The organism is Marinithermus hydrothermalis DSM 14884, assembly GCF_000195335.1.
Lineage (GTDB): Bacteria > Deinococcota > Deinococci > Deinococcales > Marinithermaceae > Marinithermus > Marinithermus hydrothermalis.
In genome coordinates, this window is record NC_015387.1 from 999,588 (window position 1) to 1,019,159 (window position 19,572).

Genomic DNA, 19,572 nt, shown 5'->3' on the forward strand with positions numbered 1-19,572 from the left:
CGGTGCATTCGAGATCCCGTGCTACGCCGCCCAGCGTGCGGCTTGCGCCGACGCGATTAGTACTCGGCCAGGTACTGGTCGAGCTCCCACTGGTGCACGCTGGTGCGGTAGGACTCCCACTCGATCTGCTTGGCCTGGATGAAGTGCTCGTAGATGTGCTCGCCCAGCGCTTCCTGAATGACCTTGTCCTTCTTGAGGGCTGCCGTGGCCTCGCGGAGGGTGCCCGGAAGTTCGCGGATCTTGTGGCGCCGCCGCTCCCGTACGGACATCTGGTAGATGTTGCGCTGGATGGGGGGCGGGGGCGTGAGGTCCCGTTTGATGCCATCGATGCCGGCGGCCAGCATGGCCGCGAGGGCAAGGTAGGGGTTGCAGGAGGGGTCGGGCATCCGGAGCTCGGCGCGGGTGCCGACGCCGCGGCGGGCCGGGATCCGGATCATGGCGCTGCGGTTCGCAGCCGACCAGGCGATGTTGGTTGGGGCTTCGTACCCGGGGGTGAGGCGCTTGTAGGAGTTCACCAGCGGGTTGGTCAGGGCTACCATGCCGGGGGCGTGCTCCAGCAGTCCCGCGATGAAGTTCAGGGCCGTGCGGGAGAGCTGATACTCGGCGGTCGGGTCGTAGAAGGCGTTCTCCCCGTTCTTGAAGACCGAGAGGTGGGTGTGCATACCCGAGCCGTTGATCCCGGCGATGGGCTTGGGCATGAAGGTGGCGTGCAGCCCGTGGTTGAGCGCGACGCGCTTGACCACGAACTTAAAGGTGCTGATGTTGTCGGCGGTGGTGAGGGCGTCCGCGTACTTGAAGTCGATCTCGTGCTGGCCGGGGGCCACCTCGTGGTGGTCGGCCTCGATCTCGAAACCCATCGCCACCAGGACGTTCACCATGTCCCGGCGGGCCTCCTCGCCTTTGTCGATGGGGGCGAGGTCGAAGTAACCGGCGGCGTCGTGGGTTTCCGTGGTGGGGAGGCCGTTTTCGTCGCGTAGGAAGAGGAAGAACTCGGGTTCGGGGCCGGCGTACATGTTGTCGAACCCGAGTTTTTGGAGTTCCTCGATCTGGCGTTTGAGGACGTAGCGGGGGTCTCCCGGGAAGGGGCGGCCATCCGGGTAGGCGACGTCACAGATGAGACGAGCCACCCGCCCCTGGCTGCTGTTTTCGAGGGCGTCGGGAAGGATGACGAAGGTGTTGTAGTCGGGTTTGAGAAGCATGTCCGACTCCTCGATGCGGGTAAACCCCTCGATCGAGGAGCCGTCGAACATGATCTCTCCGTCCAGGGCCTTTTCGAATTGGGAGGCGGGCACCTGGACGTTCTTGTTCATCCCCATGATGTCGGTGAACTGAAGCCGGAGGAACTGAACGTTCTCCTCTTTGAGGATCTTTAGGATCTCCGCCTTGGTGTACGCCATCTTGTTTATGCCCTCCTATCTAGCCATTCGGCTGTGACAAATGTACAAGTCAAAGCGGAGGGTTGTCAATATGAACCTGGTCAAGTGTCAACAGTTTTGTGAACGATGAGTTATAATTTTTGGGTCAATTCAACGGATGGGTCTGCACGAGGCGTTCGGTTGATTCGGAGAAAGGGATGCATTTAGTTTCGCGCGGTTTAAGGCATGAGGGTGGCTTCAACAAAGCATGGCTCCACGCCTACGGGGCTTGAGAGGTCCATAAAAATACCCCCCCTGCCCTAGGCAAGGGGATACCCGTGACCGGTCGGGGGGTTACGCCTGGCGGTGAGCCAGCTCGCGCAGGCCTTTGAGGTTGATGAGGGCCACTTTCCCGTATCCGGAGCGGATATATCCTTCGCGCGCCAACTCCCCGATCACTTTGGTAACCGTCTCCCGCACCGAGCCCACCGCCGCCGCGATCTCGTCATGGGTAACGTGCACGACAGGGTTTCCAGCCTTGTCTTGCGTGGCGAGCGGGGTGTCGGCAAACGTCAAGAGCGCCGCGGCGATGCGGTTTTTAAGCCGCTGGGAGACGAGCCGTTGGATCGTGCGGTAGCTTTCGCTGATCGCGCTGACCAGGTGCACCGTGAGCTCCACGGTCTCTTCAGGGGAGAGCAGGGCGGGGTTCAGCTCGTCCACCTTGGTCAGGGTCGCGGCTTCGGCGAAGTAGATGCGTTCGATTCCCGCGAGCGCCTCCTCACCGAAGTACTCTCCAGGCCGGACGAAGCGCAGCGTCAAGGCGTTCCCCTCGTCGTCCACGCTCTGAATGCGGACCAACCCCTCGCGCACCTGATAGAGCTTGTCGCGGGGGTCCGGCACCCCAGGGTACAGAATGATCTCCCCAGGGCGAAAGGTCAAAGTATCCACAACACTCGCGGGCATTACAATCTCCTCCTAATCCCAGGCTAGCACGACCCCCATATTTTGTAAATACCTAGGTTAATTAAAAGGGGTGTGGACCGTTCGGGTGCACGCCGCGTTCCGGCTACCCCTGGGTTTCCGCAGCCAACCACTCCAAGTAAGGCCGCGCCCCAGCCTGGATCGGCAACGCGATTACCTCGGGCACGGTGTACGGATGCAGCGCCCGCACCCGCGCCTCGAGCGCCGCGAAGCGGGCCTCAGTGGTCTTGATGACGAGTAGAAGCTCCGCGTCCTCAACCACCTTACCTTCCCAGCGGTACACCGAGGTGAGTCCCGGCACGATGTTCACGCAAGCGGCAAGCCGTTCCTCCACCAGCGTGCGCGCGAGCGTCTTTGCGGTTTCCTCGTTAGGTACCGTCACCAACACAACCAGGTTCATAGATCACCTCCAGCGGCTGTATCCGCAAAAACCAGCACCTCGGGAGCTTGGATCCGCTTAGGGGGCAGGTCCTCGCCCGCTAGCCACGCTCGCAGGGCCGCGCGCTTTCCAGACCCCGTCACCAGATAAAGCACGGTCGGGGTTTGCGACAAGGCCCTTGGAGTCAACGTAACCCGTGACGGGGGGGGCTTGGGAGCCTGGAAGACCGGGGCCACCAGCGTGGGGGCTTCGAGGGCCGCGTGAGCAGGGAAGAGGGAAGCGGTGTGCCCATCCTCACCTAAGCCCAAAAGCACCAGGTCGAACGGCACGAGCGAAGCGACCACCGCCTCCATAGCTTCCGCGGCTGCTACTGGGCCGTGCTCGGCGGGATAGGCGTGCAGGGTGTACCCGAGGTTTCCCAATGCCTCCCGAAGCGCGCGGTCGTTGCGCTCCGGGGCCTCCGGCGGGACGCAGCGTTCATCCGAAACGATCAGTTGGATGCGGGACCAGTGCAGATCCGATTGGGCGAGGTGGCGGTAGGCCGCCAAGGGGGTGCGCCCTCCCGCGAACACCGCGCGACCCCCAGCCCGTAGACGCTCGGCCAGAAACGCCGCGGCGGCCGTTGCGGCCTCCTGTGCCGTGGGAAACACCTTCAAAGTGGGCGCCATCGATGTCCCTCCTCCATCAGGCGGTGCTGCGCCTCCGGGCCCTCCGACCCCGGCGCGTACGTCGGTAGATCCCCTGAGGGATTGGCCCAGGCTTTAAGGATCGGGTCCAGAATGCGCCAGGACCACTCCACCTCGTCAAAACGCAAGAACAAACTCCGGTCCCCCTCCAACACGTCCAGGATCAACGTGGCGTACGCGGAAAGCCCCTCGTCCGTCTCCCGACGGTAATGCGCCTGCAGCGTGATCGAGTGGGTGTGCAGCTCGAGGCCCGGGCGCTTGGCCTGCACGATCAAGTTCAGACACTCGTTCGGCTGGATGTCCAGGACCAGCCAGTTGTTCTCGAGGCGCTCGTCCGGATTGGCGGAACGGAAGAGCTGCTGCGGCTGCGTGCGGAACTCGAGCGCGATCTCGGTGTGCTTGCGCTTCAAGCGCTTCCCGGTACGCAGGTAGAAAGGCACCCCGCGCCAGCGCCAGTTGTCCAGATAGAGCTTGATCGCGGCGAAGGTCTCGGTGCTGGAGTTTTGATCCACGCCTTCCTCCGCGCTGTACCCGCGGTACTGGGCGCGCACGGCATAGCGGGGCACCTCCTCCGGTTGGATGGGGCGTACCGAACGCAGCACCTTGACTTTTTCGTCGTGCAGGAGGTCGGACTCCAGGCGCGGCGGGGGCTCCATCGCGGTTAGCGTGAAGAGCTGCATCAGGTGGTTTTGCACCATGTCTCTGAGCGCCCCTACCTGGTCGTAGAACTCACCGCGCCCCTCAAGGCCGATCTCCTCCGCGACCGTGATCTGCACCTGGGTGAGGTGGTACCGGTTCCAAAGGGGTTCGAGCAGCGTGTTGGCGAACCGGAAGACCAGGATGTTCTGCACGGTCTCCTTGCCGAGGAAGTGGTCGATGCGGTAGATCTGCCCCTCACGCCAGTACGGTGCAGCGCGTCGTTCAACGCCTGAGCGGAGGTGAGGTCCGCCCCGAAGGGCTTTTCGATCACGAGGCGGCGGAACCCCTGGTCCTCCCGCGCGAGGCCGGCCTCCCCGAGCGCGTTCGCGGCGGCGATGAACGCCGTAGGGGGCAGCGCCAGGTAGAAGAGTGCGTTAGGGGCGAGGGTATCGCTCAGGGATTGCAGGGCGTTGGCCTCGAGCTCGAGCTGGCGGTACTGGAAGCGCTCGAGCAGCTTGCGCGCGACCTCCGCGTCGCAAGCGTGGATAAGGCGGTGGAGGTCCTCCCGTAAGCTGTCCAGGTACGCTGCCTGGGCAAGCGCTCGCCGCCCCACGCCGAGCACCCGGAGGCCCTCGGGCAGTAACCCCGCGGCCTCGAGCTCGTAGAGCGCGGGAACGAGCTTGCGCCGGGCGAGGTCGCCGGTGGCACCGAAGATAACCAGATCAACCTTCATTTCGCTTCACCGCATGGCCGCCAAAAGCCCGGCGCATCACCGCGAGGAGCTTGTAGGCGTACCGCGCTTCTTGCTGGCTCGCGAAGCGCTCCCACAAGGCCCCGCTGATCGTGGGGACGGGCACGCCGAGGTCCACCGCCTCCTGCACCGTCCAGCGGCCCTCCCCGGAGTCCGGGACGTAAGGGGCCACGCCCTCGAGGTCCTGGTCCTCGGCGAGGGCCGCCGCGGTGAGGTCCAACAACCAGCTGCGGATCACGGTCCCGTGCCGCCAGGCCTCGGCCAGCCGTGCTAGGTCGATGCGGAACTCCTTCTTCTGGCGCAGGATCTCGAAGCCCTCCGCGTAGGCCTGCATGAGGGCGTACTCGATTCCGTTGTGCACCATCTTAGCGAAATGCCCCGCGCCCACCGGGCCTACGTGCACCCACCCCTTGTCCGGCGCGGGCGCGAGGGCCTTGAGGATCGGTTCGAGCCGGGCGGCTGCGGCAGCGGTGGCCCCCATCATCAGGCCGTACCCGTGCCGTTCCCCCCAGACGCCGCCGGAAACCCCCACGTCCGCGAACTGGATGCCGCGCGCCTCGAGCCACGCGGCGCGGCGCATGGAGTCCTTGTAGAAGGCGTTCCCGCCGTCCACCACGAGGTCCCCGGCTTCCAGCACCTCCCCGAGGGTTTGCACGGCTTCTTCGGTAACCGTTCCGGCCGGGAGCATCAGCCAGACGATGCGCGGTGCGGTCAGGGTGGTGCGGACCTCTTGGATGGCCTTGAGGGGGCGTAGGCCCTCGGGCTCGAGCGCGGCGACGGCCCCGGGGTTCACGTCGTACCCCGCGACGCGGAACCCCTGCTTGAGCAGCCGCCGGCTCATGCCGCTGCCCATCTTGCCGAGACCGATCAGGGCGAGTTCCATGCTCTTCAGTCTACACGCCTAGTCTTGCGGGCGGATGACGAAGCACGCGGCGATCTCGTCCTCCTCCTGGAGGTTCATGATCTTCACGCCGCTGGTGGCGCGGGAGTACTGCGCGACCTGGTCCACGCGGGTGCGGATCGCGAGGCCGCGGCGCGAGAGCACCAGCAGGTCCTCATCCCCCTCCACCGCGAGCAGGGCAGCGAGCTGTCCGACCTTGGGGGTGCTGCGGAAGGTAAGGACGCCCAGTCCGCCGCGGCCTTGGGTGGGGTATTCCTCGACCGGGGTGCGTTTGCCGTACCCGCGCGTGCCGACCGCGAGGAGATCGCCGGTCCAGCCTTTGGGTACGACGATAAGCGAAACCACCTCGTCCCCGTCCTTAAGGCGGACGCCGCGCACGCCCTGGCTCGCGCGGCCGGTGGCCCGCACCTCCGTGAGCGCGAAGCGGATCGCTTGCCCGTTTCGAGTGGCAAGGATCACCTCCGCGTCCTCCTGGGCAACACCCACCTGGATGAGGGTGTCTCCGTCCACCAGGTTGATCGCGATCAAGCCGGACGCGGTGAGGTTCTGGTACTCGCGGATTGGGGTTTTCTTGATCAAGCCGCGGCGCGTAGCGAAGACGAAATGTCCGGGGATCGTGAGCCCCCGCACCGAGAGCAGGGTCGCGACCTCCTCGTCCTCAGCGAGCGGTAGGATGCTCCGGATGTGCACGCCGCGGGCCTGGCGGCTTGCTTCGGGAAGCTCGAAGACCTTTTCCCGGTACACCCGGCCCTTGTTGGTGAAGAAGAGCAGGTCGTCGTGCATGTTCGCGACGAAGAGCCGGGTGGCCTCGTCCTCGTCCTTGGAACGGCTGGCCTGCACCCCCACGCCGCCCCGGCCTTGCGCGCGGTAGGCCTCGAGGGGCGTGCGCTTCAAGAACCCCGCCGCGGTCATGGTGATCACCATGGGCTCGTCCTCGATGAGGTCCTCGGGGTTGAACCCTCCGGCGAACTCGTTGATCACCGTGCGGCGCGTGTCCCCGTGCCGTTCCTTGACCGCGAGGAGTTCCTCCTTAACGACCCCCCAAAGCCGAGCCTCGTCCTCGAGGATCGCCCGCAGGTAGGCGATGGTCTCCTGCAGTTCGCGGTGCTCCGCCTGGATCTTCTCGCGCTCGAGTCCGGTGAGGCGCTGCAAGCGCATATCGAGGATGGCCTGGGCCTGCACCTCGGTGAGGCCGAACCGGGCGATGAGGCCGGCCTTGGCCTCGGCGCCGTCCTGGGAACCCCGGATGAGGGCGATGACCTCGTCGAGGTTGTCGAGCGCGATGAGGAGGCCCTCGAGGACGTGGGCGCGTTCCTCGGCCTTTTTGAGCTCGAACCGGGTGCGCCGGGTGACCACCTGGCGGCGGTGCTCGAGGTAGTGGCGCATCAGCTCGAGGAGCGGGAGCACCCGGGGCTCGCCGTCCACGATGGCGAGCATGTTGACGGTGAAGCTGGTCTGGAGGTTGGTGTGTTTGAAGAGCTGGTTGAGGACGACGTCCGGGTTCGCGCCGCGCTTGAGTTCGATCGCGATGCGCAGGCCCTGCCGGTCGGACTCGTCGCGCAGGGCGGCGATGTCCTCGATCTTCTTGGCCTTAACGAGGGAGGCGATCTGGCTGATGAGGTGGGCTTTGTTGACCTGGTAGGGGATCTCGGTCACCACCAGGACAACGCGCCCGTTTTTTTCCTCCTGGCGTACCTTGGCGCGGAGTTTGAGGCTGCCGCGCCCCGTGGCGTAGGCCTCGCGGATCCCGCCCTTGTGGAGCCGACCTCCGGTGGGGAAGTCGGGGCCCGGGAGGTAGGTCATCACCTCGTCCAGGGTGATCTCCGGCCGGTCGATCATGGCGACGAGGGCGTCAATGACCTCGGAGAGGTTGTGCGGGGGGAGGGAGGTCGCCATGCCGACCGCGATACCGGCCGAGCCGTTCACGAGGAGGTTGGGGAACCCTGCGGGCAAGACCTCCGGCTCGGTGGTGGTGCCGTCGAAGTTCGGTTTGAAATCAACGGTCTCCTTATCGATGTCGCGCAGCAGCTCGAGGGCGATCTGGGAGAGGCGGGCCTCGGTGTAGCGGTAGGCCGCGGCGGGGTCACCGTCGATCGAGCCGAAGTTCCCCTGCCCGTCCACGAGGGGGTAGCGCAGGTTCCAGTCCTGCGCCAGGCGGACCATCGCGTCGTAGACGGCCTGGTCGCCGTGCGGGTGGTACTTTTTGATGACCTCCCCCACCACGCCGGCGGACTTGGAGTGCTTGCGGTTGGGGAGGAGGCCCTCTTGCAGCATCGCGTAGAGGATACGGCGCTGCACAGGCTTGAGTCCGTCGCGGACGTCGGGCAGAGCCCGGTCCACGATAACGGACATGGCGTAGTTGATGAAGCTCTGCTTGACTTCCTCTGTGATTTCTACGGGTAAGACCTGGGACATAGTCCTCCTTCGCGCTTCACACAAGAAAAAACTGCACCCGAGGCGCAGCCGAGCCCTTAGTGACGGGCGTCGTTCACCCCATTAGTATAGCAAATCCCGCGGTTTTCGCTGCGAACAGAACGCAGCTAGGGTACCGCAGCCACGCCTTCGGCGAGGGCTAGGATGCGCTTGGCGACCTCCTCAGGCACCGGCACGACACTTAAGCGGTTGCCGCGGCGCAGGATCCAAAGCTCCTCCGGCGTGAACACCTCCCGCAGGGTCGAAAGGGGCACCATCCGAGGGAAGCGCCGCACGAACGCGACCTCCACCGTGTGCCAGCGGGGCGCCTCCGGCGTGGCCTTCGGGTCGTAGTACGGGCTTTGGGGATCGAACTGCGTGGGGTCCACCACCCCCGCGCGCACTACGCGCGCCAGCCCGACGACCCCTGGCGGCCTCGCGTTCGAGTGATAGAAGAACGCCAGGTCATCTTCTTGCATTTCGCGCAGGAAGTTCCGCGCCTGGTAGTTCCGCACCCCGTCCCATACGGCCCGCCCTTCGCGGGCCAGGTCGTCGATGCTGTAGGTCTCCGGCTCGGATTTTAACAGCCAGTAGCGCATACGCTCAGTCTAGGGTAGGATCGGCCGGCGTGGGTCAGGGGTGCGCAAGGTCAAGACGTCGCCTCACGTCGATCCACGCCACCTGGAACGGGCGCGTCGACCGGGCCGTGAGAGCGATGACCGCCCCCGGTGCCACACGGGTCCAGCCCTTGCGGGACCATCTCCATACTCCCTGTAACGTACCGATCCAAAGGTTTCCGCCGGGGTCTGCCAAGAGGCCGGTGAGGTCCTGGGTGGGGGTGGCGAGCGGTTGGAACCCCCAGTTAAGATCCGTGGCCCACCGCGCCCCGATCCCCATTCCCACGAGGAAGATACGGCCTGTGGCGTCGAGATAAAGCGCGTGCACCATCTGTTTCTCGCCCAACTCCGGCGGCGGCAACCCCCGGGCGGCGATCCGCCCCCAGCTGCGCCCTCCGTCTTCGCTTGCGAACAGCCCGTGATCCCGCACCCAGGCGTAGTGACGGCGGGGGCGGTTAGGGTCGACGGCGTAGGCGTCCAGCTCCAGGGAGGGAAGGCCCCGCGGCGTGAGGGGCACGAAACTTCCGTCGGCCTTCAGGACGCCGTATACCCCGTGGCCCGCCACAAAGATCCGGTTGCCGTCGAAGGCCAAGGCGAGCACCTCGGTGTCGGGGCGCCGGAAGAGATCGCGCCAGGTCCGCCCGCCGTCTCGGGAGACCGCCACGCCCTGGTGGTGCCCTAGAAGGAGACGGCCGTCGGGTAGCCACAGCAGCGTGTGCAGCCCCTCCGTGGCGATCGGAATCCGGGATTGGGCGTATCCACCCCCAGCCAGAAGGGGGAACACGACCAGGAGCGGGTACAGGAATCGGAGCATCGCCTCAAGGCATTCTAAGGGAGGGCTCCCGGTGATCCCAAGGGACGGATGTCCGTATCCCCCCCCAGGAGGGGAGGGTATACTGGAGGGGAAGGGGGTGCGGTGACCATGAACGAGCGTGTGCAGGGCGAGGTGCTCTCCCGGTTGGCCTCGACGCGCGGACACCTGGAGGGTGTATGCCGCATGGTGCGGCGTGGCAGCGCGATCCGCGAGATCCTGGACCAGATCCGCGCGGTGCGCGGTTCCCTGGCCGAGGTGGAGACCTTCCTGGTGCGGGAGGCGCTCTACGAGTATTTACGGGAACCCGAGCCGGGCCGGAGCGAGAAGCTGGAACGGGTATGGGCCCTGGTCTCCCGGAAGCGCTCCTTCCGTTAACCCCGCGGAACCCCAGGCTCGCAGGAGGCACGATGCCAGAGGTTGTGATCGTGGGAGGCGGCTTTGCGGGACTGGCCGTGGCTCGAGCCCTGGGCCGACAGGACGCGGTGCTCGTCGACCCCCATCCTATCGGAGCTTACGTCAAATCGGCCTGCGCCCTGCCCCTGCCGGTGGTGCACGCCTTCGGTGCCGAGACTTCCGTGCGGGAGGTGCACTCGAGCCTCGTCTTCCACGTGGATGGTGCGGTGGTGCACCAGCACGCGGATCCACCGTACGCGACGGTGGATTACACGGCCTTCTGCCATGCCTTGATGGCGCGGTCCGGGGTGCATGTGGTCCGTGCGCACGCCGTAGGGTATGCGCCAGGCCGGGTCCTGACCACCCAGGGGGAGCTACCCTGCCGTTACGCCGTGGATGCGAGCGGCCCCAGGGCCGTGCTGGCCTCCGCGTTGCGCCCCGGTTACGCGATCCGGCGGTTCATGGGAGCGGGGCTTGAGGTGGAGGTGCCGCGCCCATCGGGTTTCCCGAGCGGTCTGCACTTTTATGTGGACCCGGACCTTCCCCCGGGGTATGCGTGGGCCTTTGGGGCGGGGGAGCATGTACGGGTCGGCGTGTACGCCTACGCGGGGGGGCGGGGGTTACGGAAGGCTTTGCAGCGCCTCCTCCAGCGGTTGGGAATCCCGTTGGCCGCCTCCCGCCCGCACGGCGGCCTGATTCCCTGGCGGCTGCGCGACCCCGTTGTGGGGAGGGTGCTGGTGGTAGGGGACGCGGCGGGGCAGGTGCTGCCCATGACCGCGGAAGGGATTCGCCCGGCCCTCTACTACGGCACCGTGCTCGGACGGCTGCTCGAGCAGGTGCTCTCCGGACGCATGACGTACGTGGCGCTGATCCGGAGCTACCGTGCCGAGATCCACCGTAGGCGGTGGGCTTTCGGGATGCTTGGGGGGCTCCAACGGTTCGTGGGCAGCGTGCCCCCGAACGTAAGCGGACGGCTCCTCGAGCTGGGGCAATACCTAGGTTTGGGGAAGCGGCTGTACCGCCGGTACGTCCAGGGGTTCCAGGGGAGGTGAGGATGGGAAGGAGGGTTACCATCGTGGGGGCGGGCCCGGCAGGGCTCACGGCGGCGATCACGCTGGCCCGTGCGGGGTGGCGCGTGGTGGTTTGCGAGCGTCACCCGGGGGTCGGGCGGCGGTTCGCCGGGGATTTCCAGGGGTTGGAGAACTGGAGCGAAGCGGTAGACGTCCTCGAGTGGGTGCGGAGGATGGGGGTCCAGGTGCGCTTTGAAGCCGCGCCCTTTCACGTAGTGACCTTTTACGGTCCGGACGGAAGGCCTCGAGTGCTGCGCACGCCGCGCCCTCTGTTCTACCTGGTGCGCCGTGGGGACGTAGCGGGGAGCCTGGACCGCGGCCTGTTGGCCGAGGCCTTGGAGGCCGGAGTGGAGATCCGTTTCGGTAAGGCTCTTCGGCACGTGGAGGGCCCGGCGATCATCGCGACGGGACCGCGATTTGGCGACGGGATCTGCGTGGGGTACACCTTCACAACGGACCTGCCCGACCAGGCCCACTGCATCCTTTCGGACCGGTTGGCCCCGCTGGGATACGCTTACCTTTTAATTCGTGCGGGGCGGGCAACCCTGGTGAGTTGCCAGTTCGCCCGGCTGCAAGAGTGGCGCGCGCACCTGGCGCGCACCGTGGAGGCGTTTTCCCGGATCGTGCCTGGGCTGGAGTTGCGGGAGGCGCGGTTTTTTTCCGGGTACGGGAACGTCTTCACCCCGCCACGCCTCGTAGACCATGGCCGGTACTACGTAGGGGAGGCGGCGGGGCTGCAGGACGCGCTGTGGGGGTTTGGCCTGCGTTATGCGATCCGCTCGGGGTACCTCGCGGCACAGAGCCTGATCCGCGGGGTTTCCTACGCGGCGCTTGCGCGGCGTGAGCTGTTGCCCAGGCACCGGGTAGGTCTAGAGAACCGGGCCTTGCTGGAGGCTAGTCGCGCGCTTTTGGGGGAGCGGGTGTACGCCTGGCTGCTCGACCGCGTCGTGCAGCACCCGGATGTGCGCGCCTACCTGCGCAAGCATCATCGTCCACTGGCCTGGAAGCGTGCGCTGTGGCCGTTGGTTCGTCTGGGCATGCGGTTTCGCTCGCGCTACCGTGACGCGCGTTGCCGCCTGCGCGACTGCACCTGCGTGTGGTGCGCTTGTGGTCGGAGTGGGAGGAACGAATGCGACAGGATGAAGTCACCCGTATCTACAACCGGAACGCCCTCGTCTACGATTTGATGGAAGCCCCCATGGAGCGGTTGGCCTTTGGGCGTTGGCGGCCGTTGCTGTTTCAGGAATTGAAAGGCAAGGTGCTCGAGGTCGGTGTGGGGACGGGGAAGAACCTACCGTACTACCCTTCGAGCGTGGAGGTGGTGGCCGTGGATCCCAGTCCGGCGATGCTGGAGCGCGCGCGTCGCAGGGCCCAGCGCCTGGGCGTGGTGGTGGACCTGCGACAGGTGGATGCCCAGCGGCTGCCGTTTGAGGATGGGAGCTTCGACGCGGTGGTGGCCTCCTTTGTGTTTTGTTCCGTGGCGGATCCTGTGGCCGGCCTTCGGGAGGCGCTGCGCGTGCTGCGTCCTGGAGGAGAGTTGCGTTTACTGGAGCACCTGCGGCCCCCGCAACCCGCGCTCGCCCGGGTTTTCGACTGGTTCAATCCCCTCGCGGTGCGCCTGACCGGCGCGAACATCAACCGGCGCACCGATGAGAACGTGCGGGCAGCGGGGTTTGCACAGGTCCGGTCGCGCCCGCTGGACCGCTTGGGGATCGTCCGCCTGATCATGGCACGCAAGGAGGATGGGCGTGGGTAGCGTGCGGCTTAGCCGGGTGGCGAAAACTTATGGCCGGGAGGAAACGCGGGTCTGGGCGTTGCGGGAGGTGACCCTCTCGGTAGAGCCGGGGACGTTCGTGGTAATTCTAGGGCCCTCCGGGTCCGGGAAGACCACCCTGCTCAACCTCATTGGCGCGTTGGACGTCCCAAGCGAGGGCCGGGTGGAGGTGGCCGGCCACGACCTAACGCGCAGCACCGAGGCGGAACGGGCTCGGTTTCGGCGGCACAAGGTGGGGTTCGTCTTCCAGTTTTTCAACCTCGTACCCACCCTGACTGCCCGCGAGAACGTCCTTCTGGCGGCGGAGCTGGTACCCCACCCCCGTGACCCCGACGCGCTTTTGGCCGCCGTAGGGCTTTCCCATCGTAAGCACCACTTCCCGGGGGAGCTCTCTGGGGGGGAGCAGCAACGGGTGGCCGTAGCCCGGGCGCTGGCCAAGAACCCTGAGGTGATCTTGGCGGACGAGCCCACGGGGAGTCTGGACTCCCAAAGCGGCGCGCAGGTGCTTGCGTTGTTGTGGAGGTTCGCGCGGGATGAGGGGCGTACGGTGCTTATGGTGACCCACAACCAGGCCCTCGCCCAGATCGCGGATCGGGTGTTGCGCCTTAAGGACGGCCGGATTGTGGAGGACCGACGGAACGAGGAGCCGCGGACTCCGGAGGAGGTCGTGTGGTGATCCTGTGGAGGAAGCTCCTCCGTGATCTGCGCCGCCACCCGGGCCAAGCGATGGCGCTCTCCCTCGTGTTTGTGCTGGGCATCGGGGCCTTTGTGGGGCTGCGCATTGCCTACGAGGGCCTAGAGCCCGCTACCGAAGCGCTCTACGCACGACGGGGATTGCCGGATCTGGTGGCGCGGGTCACTTTCGCGCCGGCGCGCGTGGTTCCGGATCTTGAGGCGATCCCGGGAGTGGCGGTGGTGGTGCCCCGGATCGCGCTGGAGACCACGGTGCAGGAACTGCCTGGGGTGCGGGTGCGGGTGCTTTCCCTCCCGGCGCCGGAGCGCCCCCGGCTGGGAGATGTGGAGGTGGTGGCGGGGCGTTACCTGAGCGGTGCGCCGGATGAGGTGCTGGTGGTCGAGGGGATGGCGCGCTACCACGGCCTGGGTGTGGGAGATCGGTTGCAGCTGCGCACCCGCAAGGGGGGGTACCGAACGTTCCGTGTGGTGGGGGTGGTGCGGCAGCCCGAGCACCTTTCGTTGATTCCGCCTGGAGGGTTCATGGCGCTCCCCCGGGTGTACGGGGTGGTGTTGGTGGGAGAGACGGCGGCCCGATCCCTGCTAGGGCGACAGGGAGGGTACACGGAGTTCGCCTTGGCTCTGGAGCCCGGCACGGACGAGGCCGTAGTGGTGCGGGCGGTGGAGCAGGTGTTGGACCGGTACCGCCTCGAGCTCGTGTGGGGACGGAGCCTGCCAAGCGTGCGGAACGTGCAGGCACATATCGATTTCTTACGGCAGAGCGCGCGGATCTTCCCTGCCTTCTTCCTCGTCGCGGGGGCGTTGGGCGGGTTTATCCTCCTTTCTCGAGTGGTGCGGCAGGAGCGGGGCATCGCGGGGCTCATGCGGGCCTTGGGGTACGCGCCGGGCACGGTAATGCGCCACTACCTGGGGTACACCCTGATCCTGGCTGTGGTCGGGGGAGGACTTGGGATTCTCCTCGGTTTGCCCATTGCCCGCGTGGTTCGGGAACTGCTCGCTTGGGATCTGGGCCTGCCCCCGGACGGGGTTGTGGAGGGAAGGGCGGCGATACTCCTCGGGGGGGTGTTTGCGGTGCTCGCAGGGCTGGCCGCGGGGGTGGGGCCGGCGTGGATGGCTTCGCGCGTGCCTCCTGCGGCCGTGATGCGCGAGGAGCCGCCGTGGGGTGCGCGTACGGTTCGCTGGTTGCGCCGCGTTCCCGGGGGGGTGTGGGTGCGGATGGCGGTTCGGAACCTGTTGCGCCATCCCATGCGCACCCTCTGGACGGCGGTGGGTGTGGCGTTCGCGGTGGGGCTTGCGTTGGCTCCCGCCCTACTGCTCGAGGAGATGGACCGGGTGGAGGCCCGGGTAGAGCAGGTGCGCCGTTACGACTTCCGCTTGGTTCCTACCTTCCCCCAGCCGGAGCGCTGGCTCGAGGAGGTTGCGCGCGTGCCTGGAGTCCAGCGGGTGGAGGGGGTCGTGGAGGTTCCCGTACGGCTCCGGATCGGGGAAGAGGAGGTGCGCACGTACGCGCTGGGGTTTTCGGAGGATGCCCGGTTGTTCGACCTTCCGGTACCTCCTCCGGGGGAGGCGTACCTGGCGCAGGGCCTGCCCCAAACGGCCGAGGTTGTGGAGGTGCGTGGGCCGTACGCGCGGCTGCAACTGCGGGTGGCGGGATCGGTGGACTATCCTTTGGGACGCCCCGTGGTGTTGAACCTCGAGGACGCCCGGCGGTTGCTGATTCCCTTTGAGGGGGTGGGCAACCTGTTCCGCTTGTTCTTTGGAGTGGACCTCGAGGTGCTTGAGGATCCGGTGACCTCGGTGTTGGTCGCGGTGGAGCCGGCTCTTCGGGAGGAGGTCCGTGCGCGGTTGTCGGCCCTCGAGGCGGTGGGGCAGGTGGATGACCGTGTACTGGAGCGGGAGGACCTCTCCCGGATCTTCTCTGCGAGCCGCTTGTTCGTGTGGGTGGTGGAGATCTTCGCGCTACTGCTGGCTCTCTCGCTTTTGTACAACACCGTGATGATCAATGGTCTGGAGCGGCGTAAGGAGCTGGCCATGCTGCGGGTACTTGGGGTGCGTGTTCGTGAGATTGTGGGGCTGTTTATGGGGGAGGCGTTTGCGATAGCCTTGCTAGGGATCGTTCTGGGTATGCCAGCGGGGTTGTGGGTGGCGCGACGGAGTTTGGGGGATTTCCAGGAGTTCCTACCGGGTGGGATCGGGCTGTACCCAGGGGTGGTGGCCCTGGTGATTGGGGGGGCGGTGGTCGTGGTCGTGTTGGCCTCCCTTCCGGTATTGCGGGGATTGTTCCGCTGGAGCCTGGCTGAGGTGGTGCGTCAGCGGGACTAGGGACAGGTGTCCCTGGTCTGATGAAGGTAGGCTGTGCATTCTGAGGATATGGCGCGCAAGAAACCTTCTTCTAGGTTTAGCTGGCGTATGGTGTTCGGCGTCGGAGTCTTACTGGGTGTGTTGGGGGTTGCGTTTGGGTTGTTCCTTTCCCCGTACCTCCGGAGCGCTGGGGGAGCGGAGGAAGGGGTGGTGTTGCGGATCAGTATGTCCGGTTGGCAGCCTGCGGTGGTGCGCGCAGAGGCCGGGAAACCAATCACCATCACGATCGTGAACTTGGACAACCGTTTCCACACGGACGGAGGAGGCTGGCACAATTTTGTGGTGGAGGCTCTTGGGGTCGAGGAGCGGGTGCCGCCCAAGGGGGTGCGTACTATCACCCTCGTGCCCGAAAAGTCTGGAGAGTATCTATTCTACTGCGATATCTGCTGTGGAGGTAAGGAGAACCCGTTCATGCAAGGGAAGCTCGTAGTGCTATGAGCCGTTGGTTGTTGCGTGGACTCCTCGCCGCGCTCGTGCTGATCGGGGGGGGGTATCTGGCTCTAGGGCAGCCCAGACCTGACTTCTCTACGGCCTGGCTCGAGGCCCATCCGCTTTTGGCCTTCCTCCTGGCAGGTACGGCCGGATTCGCGGATGGCCTGAACCCGTGCGCTATAGCTACACTTCTGCTCTTCATGGGTGCCTTGACGGTGGTGGTGGAACGCGCCTCGCGTTCGGGGAATGTGCTGGGTGCGCGGGCATACGTGTGGAGCGTGGCCGGAGCTTACATCCTGGGCATATTCCTGCTGTACTTCACCCTTGGCGCAGGGTTTGTGGAGGTGACCAGCCTGAGGGTGTTCGGGAACACCCACGTGTTTACCCGGATTGCAGGGTTGATCGCGGTGGTGCTGGGGTTGGTCATGATCGCAGAGGTGTTGTACCCGGGGATACCCGTTAAGCTGAGTATGCCGGCGGGGCTTCACAGAGTCGCGCGGCGATGGGGACGGCGTACCACCGCGGGAGCGGCCCTCGTGGGGGGGGTGTTGATCGGTGTTTGCACCATTCCCTGTGGCGGAGCGATGTACCTCGCAGTTGCAGCGTTGATCGGAGGGGTGTCGAGCAAGCTCTATGCGTACAGCCTGTTGTTGGTCTACAACCTGGCGTTCGTGCTCCCGCTGGTGTTGCTCGTAGCGGTGGGAAGTAGCCGGTCGGTGCTGCGAGAGTTGGGCCGTTTACACATTGTGTATCGATCGCGGTTGAAGCTGGGGTTGGGGGCGTTTGTGGTGTTGGTAGGGTTGTTCGCGTTATGGTAAGGTCTCCTTGACCCACCCCAGGTGGGGTGGGGTAAACTAACGGTGTGAAGGGAGGTCAAGCATTATGACTGAAAAAGTGAAGGACCCCGTGTGCGGCATGGAGGTAGACCCCAAGACCGCGAGCTTCTCCACCGAGTACCAAGGGAAGACGTACTACTTCTGTTGCAAGGGTTGCAAGAACGCTTTCGACAAAGATCCGGAAAAGTACCTGAGCGGCGGGCATACCGGGCATCACCACGGGCATCACGGTCACGGGCATCACCACTAATGAGCCCCTAAGACCGTGAGGCGCGCCCCTAAGGGCCCTCGGGGGCGCGCTTCTTTGCGCCGCACTGCTGGAAACATCCCCCGGTAAACTAAAGAGCATGGCGGCCCTCGAGTCCCTCCGGCAGGCCCTCGGCCCGCGCAAGGTGCTGCTGGACCTTGCGGACCGGATCCTCTACCGCTACGACGCGATCGACACGGGGGTAACCCCCCTCGCCGTGGTGCTGCCCGAGACCACGCAGGACGTGGTGGAAACGCTCCGTTTTGCGCAAAGGGCCGGGATTCCGGTCGTGCCCCGCGGCAGCGCGAGCGGCCTCTCGGGCGGCGCGGTTCCCGTGACCGAGGCCATCGTGCTCGCGACCAACCGCATGACCCGCCTTAAGATCGATCCCGAGCGCCGCGTGGCCTACGCCCAGCCGGGCGTGGTGACTGCTCGCGTTTCCGAAGCCGCCGCGCCCTACGGGCTCTACTACCCCCCGGACCCCGCGAGCTACCGCCAAAGCACGATCGGCGGCAACCTGGCCGAGAACGCCGGCGGCCCCCAGTGCTTCAAGAAAGGGGTCACCGGGGATTACGTCCTCGAGCTCGAGTTCGTCACCGCGGACGGCGCGGTGCATCGCGTGGGCCGGGAGGCCTACGACATCGCGGGGCTGCTCATCGGTTCGGAGGGCACCTTAGGAGTGATCACCGACAGCGTGCTCCGCCTCGAGCCCAGGCCCCGGTACACGCGCACCCTGATGGGCGTCTTCGCCGAGCTCGAGGCGCTCGCGGAGGCCGTGGCGCGCGCGGTGCGGCAGGGAGCGGTGCCGGCGAAGATGGAGTTCATGGACCGGCGCTGCGTGCGGGCGGTGGAGGAGGCCTTCGCTTTGGGGCTGCCGACCGAGGCCGGGGCGCTCCTCTTGGTGGACACGGACGGGGACGACCTCGAGGTCGTGGAGGAGGAGCTCGAGTGGATGGCCGAGGCTTGCCGCGCGGCGGGTGGGGTGGTGCGGGTGGCGCGGGATGCGGCCGAGGCCGCCGAGCTGTGGCGAGCCCGGCGTGCGGTGAGCCCCGCGTTGGGGCGCATCCGCCCCCAGCGCATGAACGAGGATATCGTGGTGCCGCGCTCCAAGCTGCCCGCGGTGGTGCGTGAGATCCTAGCCGCGGCGGAGCGCTACCCCTTCCCGCTCGTGCTCTTCGGTCACATCGGGGACGGCAACCTACACCCCAACATCCTCTACGACCCTCGGGTAGACGATACCCGCGCGGTGATGGAGCTCGCGCACGAGATCGCCCGCATCGCCCTCCAGCACGGCGGGGTGCTCTCGGGGGAGCACGGGATCGGCACGATGAAGCGCCCGTTCATGCGGGAGGCCTTGGATGAGACCACCCTCGGGGTGCTGCGCGACCTCAAGCGCGCTTTGGACCCCGAGGGTTTGTTGAACCCGGGTAAGGTGCTCCCGGACTAGCGGCCGTGCAGGGTGTCGAGCAGCTCCTGGTGGATGCGGCCGTTGCTCGCGACCAGGTACCGGTTCCCCAGGGCGTACGGCTCCCCGTGGATGCCGGTGACCGTGCCGCCAGCCTCCTCGATCAACAGCCAGCCCGCGGCGACGTCCCAGGGGTTGAGCTTCACCTCCCAGAACCCCTCTAAACGCCCCGCGGCCACGTATGCCAGGTCCAGCGCGGCCGCGCCCGGCCGGCGTACCGTGAGCCCCTTGCGTAGGACCCGTTCGAAGTACTGGAGGTTCTCCGGGTCCTTATTAACGTCGTACGGGAAGCCCGTGGCGAGCAGGCTGCCGATCAGCGTCCCGGTCTGGCTTACGCGCAAGGGCCGGCTGTTCAGGTACGCGCCCCGGCCCCGGATCGCGGTGAAGAGCTCGTCCCGGGTCGAGTCCAGCACCACGCCGAGCTGGATCGCGCCGTCGATCTCGAGCGCGATCGAGACCGCGAAGAACGGGAAACCGTGGGCGAAGTTCACCGTGCCGTCCAGGGGATCCACGATCCACCGGAACGCCCCCTCGCCCTGCTGGCCTTCCTCCTCTCCTAGCACGACGTGGTCGGGGTGACGCTCCATAAGGAACCGCCGGATCGCGGCCTCCGCCTCCCGGTCGGCCTGCGTGACCAGGTCGGTCGGGCCGGACTTGGTGGATTGGCTGAACCCCTTCTCCAGGTAGTACAGATGAATCCCCCGCGCGAGCCGAGCGGCCTCGATGGCGTCACGAAGCAACGCGTCCATGTCCATACGCCTCTACC

Annotated in this window: 20 protein-coding genes and 1 pseudogene; 10 read left to right on the top strand and 11 right to left on the bottom strand. The window is 66.2% G+C overall.

Going from position 1 to position 19,572, the window contains the following annotated elements:
* Positions 1–56 precede the first annotated feature (56 nt).
* From glnA to MARKY_RS05145, 10 genes and pseudogenes are all read right to left on the bottom strand, one after another.
* Entirely contained in the window at positions 57–1,397 is a 1,341-nt protein-coding gene (gene glnA / locus MARKY_RS05105; protein ID WP_013703810.1) for a type I glutamate--ammonia ligase, read from the bottom strand.
* 312 nt (positions 1,398–1,709) lie between these two features.
* On the bottom strand, positions 1,710–2,318 hold the full coding sequence (locus MARKY_RS05110) for a helix-turn-helix domain-containing protein (RefSeq protein WP_013703811.1): 609 nt from the start codon (positions 2,316–2,318) through the stop codon (positions 1,710–1,712).
* 103 nt (positions 2,319–2,421) lie between these two features.
* Entirely contained in the window at positions 2,422–2,736 is a 315-nt protein-coding gene (gene cutA / locus MARKY_RS05115) for a divalent-cation tolerance protein CutA (protein ID WP_013703812.1), read from the bottom strand.
* Positions 2,733–3,383 (bottom strand): 6-phosphogluconolactonase, encoded by a 651-nt coding sequence (pgl, locus tag MARKY_RS05120; protein ID WP_013703813.1) that lies wholly within the window; start codon positions 3,381–3,383, stop codon positions 2,733–2,735. Before pgl ends, cutA begins: the two co-directional genes overlap by 4 nt.
* Entirely contained in the window at positions 3,368–4,288 is a 921-nt protein-coding gene (locus tag MARKY_RS12075) for a glucose-6-phosphate dehydrogenase (NADP(+)) (RefSeq protein ID WP_342626877.1), read from the bottom strand. Before MARKY_RS12075 ends, pgl begins: the two co-directional genes overlap by 16 nt.
* Before the next feature lie 15 nt (positions 4,289–4,303).
* A pseudogene (locus MARKY_RS12080) lies at positions 4,304–4,773 on the bottom strand (glucose-6-phosphate dehydrogenase); the annotation flags it as partial.
* Entirely contained in the window at positions 4,763–5,674 is a 912-nt protein-coding gene (gene gnd / locus MARKY_RS05130) for a phosphogluconate dehydrogenase (NAD(+)-dependent, decarboxylating) (protein WP_013703814.1), read from the bottom strand. The pseudogene MARKY_RS12080 and the gene gnd, both read right to left, overlap by 11 nt.
* A gap of 18 nt (positions 5,675–5,692) precedes the next feature.
* Positions 5,693–8,107 carry a DNA gyrase subunit A gene (gene gyrA / locus MARKY_RS05135; protein ID WP_013703815.1) on the bottom strand — a complete coding sequence of 805 codons (2,415 nt, stop codon included), beginning with the start codon at positions 8,105–8,107 and terminating at the stop codon, positions 5,693–5,695.
* A 125-nt stretch (positions 8,108–8,232) separates the two neighbouring features.
* The gene (locus MARKY_RS05140) at positions 8,233–8,703 is read right to left on the bottom strand and encodes an EVE domain-containing protein (protein WP_013703816.1); all 471 of its coding nucleotides are present in this window, start codon (positions 8,701–8,703) and stop codon (positions 8,233–8,235) included.
* Between the two features lie 34 nt (positions 8,704–8,737).
* Positions 8,738–9,535 (bottom strand): WD40/YVTN/BNR-like repeat-containing protein, encoded by a 798-nt coding sequence (locus MARKY_RS05145; protein WP_013703817.1) that lies wholly within the window; start codon positions 9,533–9,535, stop codon positions 8,738–8,740.
* 108 nt (positions 9,536–9,643) lie between these two features.
* Between MARKY_RS05145 and MARKY_RS05150 the strand changes: the two genes are divergently transcribed.
* The 10 genes from MARKY_RS05150 (at position 9,644) to MARKY_RS05190 (ending at position 18,788) form a co-directional block, all read left to right on the top strand.
* Positions 9,644–9,910 (top strand): metal-sensing transcriptional repressor, encoded by a 267-nt coding sequence (locus tag MARKY_RS05150; protein ID WP_013703818.1) that lies wholly within the window; start codon positions 9,644–9,646, stop codon positions 9,908–9,910.
* 32 nt (positions 9,911–9,942) lie between these two features.
* Positions 9,943–10,980: an FAD-dependent monooxygenase gene (locus tag MARKY_RS05155; protein ID WP_013703819.1), complete on the top strand. Its 1,038-nt coding sequence runs from the start codon at positions 9,943–9,945 to the stop codon at positions 10,978–10,980.
* A gap of 2 nt (positions 10,981–10,982) precedes the next feature.
* Entirely contained in the window at positions 10,983–12,185 is a 1,203-nt protein-coding gene (locus MARKY_RS12210) for an NAD(P)/FAD-dependent oxidoreductase (protein ID WP_013703820.1), read from the top strand.
* Complete coding sequence (locus MARKY_RS05160; protein WP_013703821.1) at positions 12,128–12,754, top strand: class I SAM-dependent methyltransferase; 627 nt, start codon at positions 12,128–12,130, stop codon at positions 12,752–12,754. The genes MARKY_RS12210 and MARKY_RS05160 overlap by 58 nt, the downstream gene beginning before the upstream one ends.
* Entirely contained in the window at positions 12,741–13,448 is a 708-nt protein-coding gene (locus MARKY_RS05165; RefSeq protein WP_041657831.1) for an ABC transporter ATP-binding protein, read from the top strand. The genes MARKY_RS05160 and MARKY_RS05165 overlap by 14 nt, the downstream gene beginning before the upstream one ends.
* Complete coding sequence (locus MARKY_RS05170) at positions 13,445–15,787, top strand: FtsX-like permease family protein (RefSeq protein ID WP_148230405.1); 2,343 nt, start codon at positions 13,445–13,447, stop codon at positions 15,785–15,787. Before MARKY_RS05165 ends, MARKY_RS05170 begins: the two co-directional genes overlap by 4 nt.
* An 87-nt stretch (positions 15,788–15,874) precedes the next feature.
* Entirely contained in the window at positions 15,875–16,264 is a 390-nt protein-coding gene (locus tag MARKY_RS05175; RefSeq protein WP_013703824.1) for a cupredoxin domain-containing protein, read from the top strand.
* Positions 16,261–17,076, top strand: coding sequence for a cytochrome c biogenesis CcdA family protein (locus tag MARKY_RS05180; RefSeq protein ID WP_013703825.1), 816 nt, complete (start codon positions 16,261–16,263; stop codon positions 17,074–17,076). The genes MARKY_RS05175 and MARKY_RS05180 overlap by 4 nt, the downstream gene beginning before the upstream one ends.
* Before the next feature lie 64 nt (positions 17,077–17,140).
* Entirely contained in the window at positions 17,141–17,344 is a 204-nt protein-coding gene (locus tag MARKY_RS05185) for a YHS domain-containing protein (RefSeq protein ID WP_013703826.1), read from the top strand.
* A 97-nt stretch (positions 17,345–17,441) separates the two neighbouring features.
* Positions 17,442–18,788, top strand: coding sequence for an FAD-binding oxidoreductase (locus MARKY_RS05190; protein WP_013703827.1), 1,347 nt, complete (start codon positions 17,442–17,444; stop codon positions 18,786–18,788).
* Here the strand turns inward: MARKY_RS05190 and MARKY_RS05195 are convergent.
* Positions 18,785–19,555 (bottom strand): inositol monophosphatase family protein, encoded by a 771-nt coding sequence (locus MARKY_RS05195; RefSeq protein WP_013703828.1) that lies wholly within the window; start codon positions 19,553–19,555, stop codon positions 18,785–18,787. The two genes, MARKY_RS05190 and MARKY_RS05195, sit on opposite strands and share 4 nt — an antisense overlap.
* Positions 19,556–19,572 lie beyond the last annotated feature (17 nt).

Excerpts from the sequence above, each read along its gene's own strand:
- MARKY_RS05150 (WP_013703818.1), top strand. The coding sequence starts at position 9,644 with ATGAACGAGCGTGTGCAGGGCGAGGTGCTCTCCCGGTTGGCCTCGACG.
- MARKY_RS05195 (WP_013703828.1), bottom strand. The coding sequence starts at position 19,555 with ATGGACGCGTTGCTTCGTGACGCCATCGAGGCCGCTCGGCTCGCGCGG.
- gnd (WP_013703814.1), bottom strand. The coding sequence starts at position 5,674 with ATGGAACTCGCCCTGATCGGTCTCGGCAAGATGGGCAGCGGCATGAGC.
- MARKY_RS12210 (WP_013703820.1), top strand. The coding sequence starts at position 10,983 with ATGGGAAGGAGGGTTACCATCGTGGGGGCGGGCCCGGCAGGGCTCACG.
- MARKY_RS05190 (WP_013703827.1), top strand. The coding sequence starts at position 17,442 with ATGGCGGCCCTCGAGTCCCTCCGGCAGGCCCTCGGCCCGCGCAAGGTG.
- glnA (WP_013703810.1), bottom strand. The coding sequence starts at position 1,397 with ATGGCGTACACCAAGGCGGAGATCCTAAAGATCCTCAAAGAGGAGAAC.
- pgl (WP_013703813.1), bottom strand. The coding sequence starts at position 3,383 with ATGGCGCCCACTTTGAAGGTGTTTCCCACGGCACAGGAGGCCGCAACG.
- MARKY_RS05145 (WP_013703817.1), bottom strand. The coding sequence starts at position 9,535 with ATGCTCCGATTCCTGTACCCGCTCCTGGTCGTGTTCCCCCTTCTGGCT.
- cutA (WP_013703812.1), bottom strand. The coding sequence starts at position 2,736 with ATGAACCTGGTTGTGTTGGTGACGGTACCTAACGAGGAAACCGCAAAG.
- MARKY_RS05165 (WP_041657831.1), top strand. The coding sequence starts at position 12,741 with ATGGGCGTGGGTAGCGTGCGGCTTAGCCGGGTGGCGAAAACTTATGGC.
- MARKY_RS05140 (WP_013703816.1), bottom strand. The coding sequence starts at position 8,703 with ATGCGCTACTGGCTGTTAAAATCCGAGCCGGAGACCTACAGCATCGAC.
- MARKY_RS05185 (WP_013703826.1), top strand. The coding sequence starts at position 17,141 with ATGACTGAAAAAGTGAAGGACCCCGTGTGCGGCATGGAGGTAGACCCC.
- MARKY_RS05110 (WP_013703811.1), bottom strand. The coding sequence starts at position 2,318 with ATGCCCGCGAGTGTTGTGGATACTTTGACCTTTCGCCCTGGGGAGATC.
- MARKY_RS05160 (WP_013703821.1), top strand. The coding sequence starts at position 12,128 with ATGCGACAGGATGAAGTCACCCGTATCTACAACCGGAACGCCCTCGTC.
- MARKY_RS05180 (WP_013703825.1), top strand. The coding sequence starts at position 16,261 with ATGAGCCGTTGGTTGTTGCGTGGACTCCTCGCCGCGCTCGTGCTGATC.
- gyrA (WP_013703815.1), bottom strand. The coding sequence starts at position 8,107 with ATGTCCCAGGTCTTACCCGTAGAAATCACAGAGGAAGTCAAGCAGAGC.
- MARKY_RS05175 (WP_013703824.1), top strand. The coding sequence starts at position 15,875 with ATGGTGTTCGGCGTCGGAGTCTTACTGGGTGTGTTGGGGGTTGCGTTT.
- MARKY_RS05155 (WP_013703819.1), top strand. The coding sequence starts at position 9,943 with ATGCCAGAGGTTGTGATCGTGGGAGGCGGCTTTGCGGGACTGGCCGTG.